This is a genomic window from Xanthomonas dyei (genome assembly GCF_002939865.1).
In the GTDB taxonomy this organism is placed as follows: Bacteria; Pseudomonadota; Gammaproteobacteria; order Xanthomonadales; family Xanthomonadaceae; genus Xanthomonas; species Xanthomonas dyei.
The window spans coordinates 1-5034 of sequence record NZ_MDEE01000087.1 but is presented as its reverse complement, the minus strand read 5'-3'; the positions used below and the strand labels follow the sequence as shown (position 1 = coordinate 5034).

Here is a 5034-nt window from a genome sequence, read left to right as displayed (position 1 = left end):
CGCATCAGGCACTGAAGATGATGACGCCTGACCAAGCCTATGCCGCTACATTAACCACCTGACCTGTGCAGAAACCGATGGGTCATTACACCATCCGCATCTTTGACAGTTGTTTTCCATTTGAAGCTTGCCGCAGGCTTGGTGCTTGAAGCATCGCAGTAATACGTAGGGGTGACTACGTTATCAACCGCCTTTGTAAACGAGTTTGTCTTACTACCGCACGTCCAAGTCGAAGGACAGCTGACGGGAACAGTCACCACAGTGACCGGAAACCGTGGATGACCCTGAAGTGTGACTGGCACCGGGAACCGAACCCGAAACTTGCCAGAGGCTGTGGGGCTGGACGCAATCTTGAAGGGCAAGCATGTGGTCTCACCTGCCTTAAATGTCCTATAACCCTTTTCAACGCCACGCATGGCAGCAGCACGAAAAACTGAATTCCGGAGGGCTGTCGAGTCGTCAGCATTGCTATGAAAGCCCACTTCGATAAGGGCCGTCGGCATTGATGCCTCTCTGACCTCACCGTAGTTAGCACCATCTCTAACGCCTGGCCGAATTGGATATGTGGAGTAAGCAGGAAGCTGTCGAATTTGCTCGGTGACGTAGCAGTGGATATTCAACCCAAGCTGATTTGAATCAGCGTCGTTTATGTTGGCGATGACGGTTGCGCCACGCGCGGAAACATTGTCACTAGCATCGGTATGTAGCGAAATCAACGTCTCAGCATTGAGATAATTTGCGTATTCCGGCCTGGCCCGAATGTCATCGTCGTATTCGCGAAGGTTAGCCCTGTCCGGCTGTTTCCGCGAAGGAGAGCCATTTGGAAATTTATTCCAAATGGTTGCACCTAAGGCAGGGTAGAGCCGCTTTAAGTAGTAACGGGCCCCGAGTGCAGCCCAAGCCAGGCCGCTCTCGGGGTCCACGTTGGTGTTGCCTATATCGCGCGTGTGTTTGATGCTGGTTGCAGTGTTGGCACTTCGCTCCGTCAGCAGACTTGCAAGCATTGAGGAGTAGCCCGGTGTGACAGTATCTTCATAGATATCAGTGGTTCCAACATAGGGCGTCGGACGTTGATAACGCCACGTTTCGTCGGAGTGGTTGAGATATTTCCCGTGTCCGGGATTCAGAACCACCAACCCCTCTACAGGAGCAGCGGCAGCACTTGTGCTCGCCCCGGCCCCTTTCTTTTTCACGTGCTCCGGCGGGTAGATCTCATTGATCTCTTTACCGCCAATTCGAACCTTGATGTAACGAAACTTCACTACACCCGCTATAAGCTCATAGCCTTCGTTTTCGATATCTCTAACCAGAGCACCGAAATCCTCCGTAAAGACCGGCGCATCCTTTGGCAAGTAACCAGAATCGAGGTCAATCCACACCACGCCCGTGACGGGGTCTGGGGTGGCCTTCACCAGAACTTGCTTGGCTTGGGTTGGCAAGCGTTTTTGTTGGTCAACAAACCTTTGCAGCGCTGGCTCGATTTCTTTAGCGACAGCTCGACTACTTTGAGCAGTGAGTGGAGGAACATCCGAACTCACGCCCGCTTGTGCATAAGCGCCTGAGCTGAACATACAACTCAGCACAGTCCCCATCACACACATCGCCAGCTTCTTTCCATGTATCGCGCGCATCATGCACCTTCCATTTTTTCCTGACCTCCAAACGAGAGGCCTTCGTTCCCCCCTGCTCCTTTTTTGATGTGTCTTCGACTACTTATCGCAAACAAGTTTCCCCGGAATGACAGGCCGTTCGCATACTTGCAAGCCCGCCGACGCAACCAGGAATTGATACGTGCCTCGCTCCGTCTACCATCCCTGTTTTGAGTCTGATGAACAAGCTGTCGACTAAAAATTCTACCGCAAACAACTGCGGGACAAGACTGTCTACTCGGCCCAGTGCTGGAGCATAGCTCAGCTCGATGCGTCATGGATGGTCACTAGCGCGTTGCGCGTGCACGGGAACTCTACTCTAGATACTCTGGTTACCGGCAAGACGCTGCTCAAGCGTCGCGCGGGGTTAGCGATCATCGGTCCCGCGTCCGGCAAAGTCAGGTTGCGCTGCAGGCGTTCCTTAGCCCATAGGCCTGACACCCCTTGGGCTGTCAGGAATTTCTGAGCCGGGCGACACCGTCGCTCTGCGCAAATGAAACCTGGCTTAGCGGCTCATTGCTCGACCGGGTCTTCGTAAGCCCCCCGATTCCAAGACCGGTAGCGCCAAGGCACCACGTCCTCCAGGAATGTGATTCGCGGGCTCGGTAGTGTGCCCATCGAAGCCAAGCTGCTCTTCAGCCGCTCCGCGTGCGCCTGCGGCACGAACAGCCAGGGCCTGACGGACCATCCCTCTGGCACGCCGCTGTCCCTCACCAACGCTGACTTCACCCCTTCCCAGTGCTCGTCCCACCCTCTCAGCCGACCGAGCAATGAGGGCGCCTTTGCTGCGTAGGTGATTTCGCATAAGTAGGCCGCCTGCTCTTTGAAGCTCACGGCCACCGCGTCGCAATACCAATGCGGGCCGCTGGTGTCCGGGTTGGCGCCCTCGTTGAGCTGGATGCAGCACTGGCTGTTGACGAACAGCGCCCGGTCCGCTCGGAGGTAGTCCAAGACCACGCCTTCAAAGTGATCCATATCGGTGGTTTACTCCTAAAGTTGAACAACGCGAAAAAATAAAATCAACACCAATCCCTGACATATTTAAAAATTCCTAAATAGAGGTCTTGACATAGAGGTCTAGTGACAAGCAGAAAAACCTGCTTGTCACTAGAAAAGATGTTAGATCAACTAGAAATCCACCAGTTATTACCATCGCATGTCCAGCGACTAACCTTCTCCGCGGATAATGACTGCTTCCTCAGATTATTTCCATTGGAAATGCTCGGAGAGGCCTCGCAGTAAACGACAATCTCATGACCAGGCCAAGTGGGCGTGGCAGCATTGATATTAGTCCCGCCCGTTACGGTTACTCGCCTAGCATATCCCGGAATTACAAGCGTAGAAGCAGACGGTATCGTTGCGACCTCAAGATTCTTCCTTCGTCCAACCCAAGAGACTGGAGAGCCTACATTGTAGACAGTCCTACAATCCGTCTCACCTATTTCCACCATGCAGTCAGGAGTATTGACAGCCAAATCCGTGCTCTGAGCAGTAGACACCTTATGAGCCTCTGTGTAGAGCGACTGGATAAAGACACGTGCGCCGTTTTGAATCCCAAAACCCACGCGATCGGCACCCGACCCAAGGCCTCGGCCATTATTAGCAACCTTAGTGATCCCCGACAACTGAACATCAGCATTATCGATGAGAATACCTTGCCCGCGACAATTGTATATCTCGATGTCGCTCCCCGCTATTCTCTCGACCCTCGGACCAGCGAGGGTAATTCCTTTCGCATCCGGGTAATCAACAAACGCAGGACGGAAATTTCGAGAATACCCCGCATACTCCACGAAAATCTTATCCCATAAAAACTGCACAATTGGCTTGGTTGAATTTATTCCACCCCTCCCATCAAATGACGAGGAGAAGCGCCCAATCAGCCAAACGTTAGCGCCACCCTCTGGGACTGAAGCATCAACTTGCAGACCAAATTCCTGGCTACAGAACGTTCCGCAGTTGATGAGACGAACGCCGGTTTCGCCGGGGCTAGTTGCTAAAATATAGTATCCATTTCCACCACTATATTCAGCATGACACTCAAGCAGTTCACCGCGAGGATTGACACCAAAGAAACCATGCCGCTTGCTTTCATAGCAACGAATGGCACTGAAAGACGTAACGCTACCCCCTTTCCACTTAAAACCATCGAATTGACCAACAATTGTAATGTCAGAGATATCTCCCCGCCCTCCCCAAGGCGCAGCAATGCCGATTTCAATGCCGTTATCATTCTCTCCCACGAATTGATTAGCGGCAGTTGTGATGGCGAACCGCCGAAGCCAAGGTTGCTGCCCAACATCGCCACCATTTCCCACATAGCTTATTAGCGCTTTTCCGGCACTAAAATTTCTAATAAATTTCGTTTTTTCGCCGCACCCGACGATGCCGCCGCCTGCTGGCACAATAAGCTGATCAAAGCATGCATAGTTACCTTCAGGAAAGTAGATTGGCTTTCCAAGGCCAAGAACCGAATTGATTAACGCCGTCTGATTAGACCCATCCCCAAGAATCCCGAACGACCTCGCAGAGGCCAAGCCATCATATTTAAGCTTGTCCGCCAATCTTAGAGGACTAATAATCCCATTGTCGACCAACCCGGCTTGGGACTCAACGATAGTCGAGTATGTCGAGGAATTTATTTTCTGCCTCGTTACAACACCATCAGGCACTTCTTCAAGGTTCATTTCAAGTGAATCGCTCATAGCTTACTCCCTGATATTTTTAATACCTCACATACGAAAAATAATGATATCCATAGGTGACATAGACCATCGTAATTTAAAGCCTGGCACTTCATCCTATTAAATACGCAAATGGCATCGTCCTCCTTCGTCCATCCACCGTCGTCGGACAGCATGAGATCACATATCCATCTCACAAGCTGCGACCCTAGACTCATGTAGATAATTTCTTACATCTGACGTATTAGGCATGAGATGGGTGCATCTTTTTTCTAGTGCCTGCACTTCGTTAAGTCAGACGAATAAGCACGTTAACGCGTCCTGCAATGCTAGGACAACGCTATTCGGCGGCGATTCAATGCCTTGCTTGCCGAATTATCAGTTCGGGAGCTTACTGCCATGTCGTTAGAACTTGTATTCGCTTGAACTTATAGCGCAAGGCTGAGACATCCTCCAAAGACCCAGCTCACTGATACGTTGAGGATGTCGGTGGCGCTGAGCTGCTCTTGAATGTGCCCTATGTGCGTTTGCTGCGCAAACGGACAAAACCTGACAACCCACCCCAACGTTAAGCCGCTGGCCTACACCAGCACCGCCTTAAACCAATCTCTAAGGAACCTCTGAACAAAGCACGGCAGATGCGCGACACTACCCGCCTCGTGTTGAGGAATCATCCATGCAACTGACGTTCGGCGACGCTG

3 protein-coding genes are annotated in these 5034 nt (G+C 51.8%); all 3 read right to left on the bottom strand.

Features of this window, described 5'->3' with window-relative positions:
* Window positions 1-50 precede the first annotated feature (50 nt).
* The gene (locus XdyCFBP7245_RS23115; RefSeq protein WP_104617680.1) at window positions 51-1634 is read right to left on the bottom strand and encodes an N-acetylmuramoyl-L-alanine amidase; all 1584 of its coding nucleotides are present in this window, start codon (window positions 1632-1634) and stop codon (window positions 51-53) included.
* 528 nt (window positions 1635-2162) lie between these two features.
* Window positions 2163-2624 (bottom strand): hypothetical protein, encoded by a 462-nt coding sequence (locus tag XdyCFBP7245_RS23110; protein ID WP_104617679.1) that lies wholly within the window; start codon window positions 2622-2624, stop codon window positions 2163-2165.
* A gap of 149 nt (window positions 2625-2773) precedes the next feature.
* Window positions 2774-4354 carry a hypothetical protein gene (locus XdyCFBP7245_RS23970; protein ID WP_146091730.1) on the bottom strand — a complete coding sequence of 527 codons (1581 nt, stop codon included), beginning with the start codon at window positions 4352-4354 and terminating at the stop codon, window positions 2774-2776.
* Window positions 4355-5034: the final 680 nt, after the last annotated feature.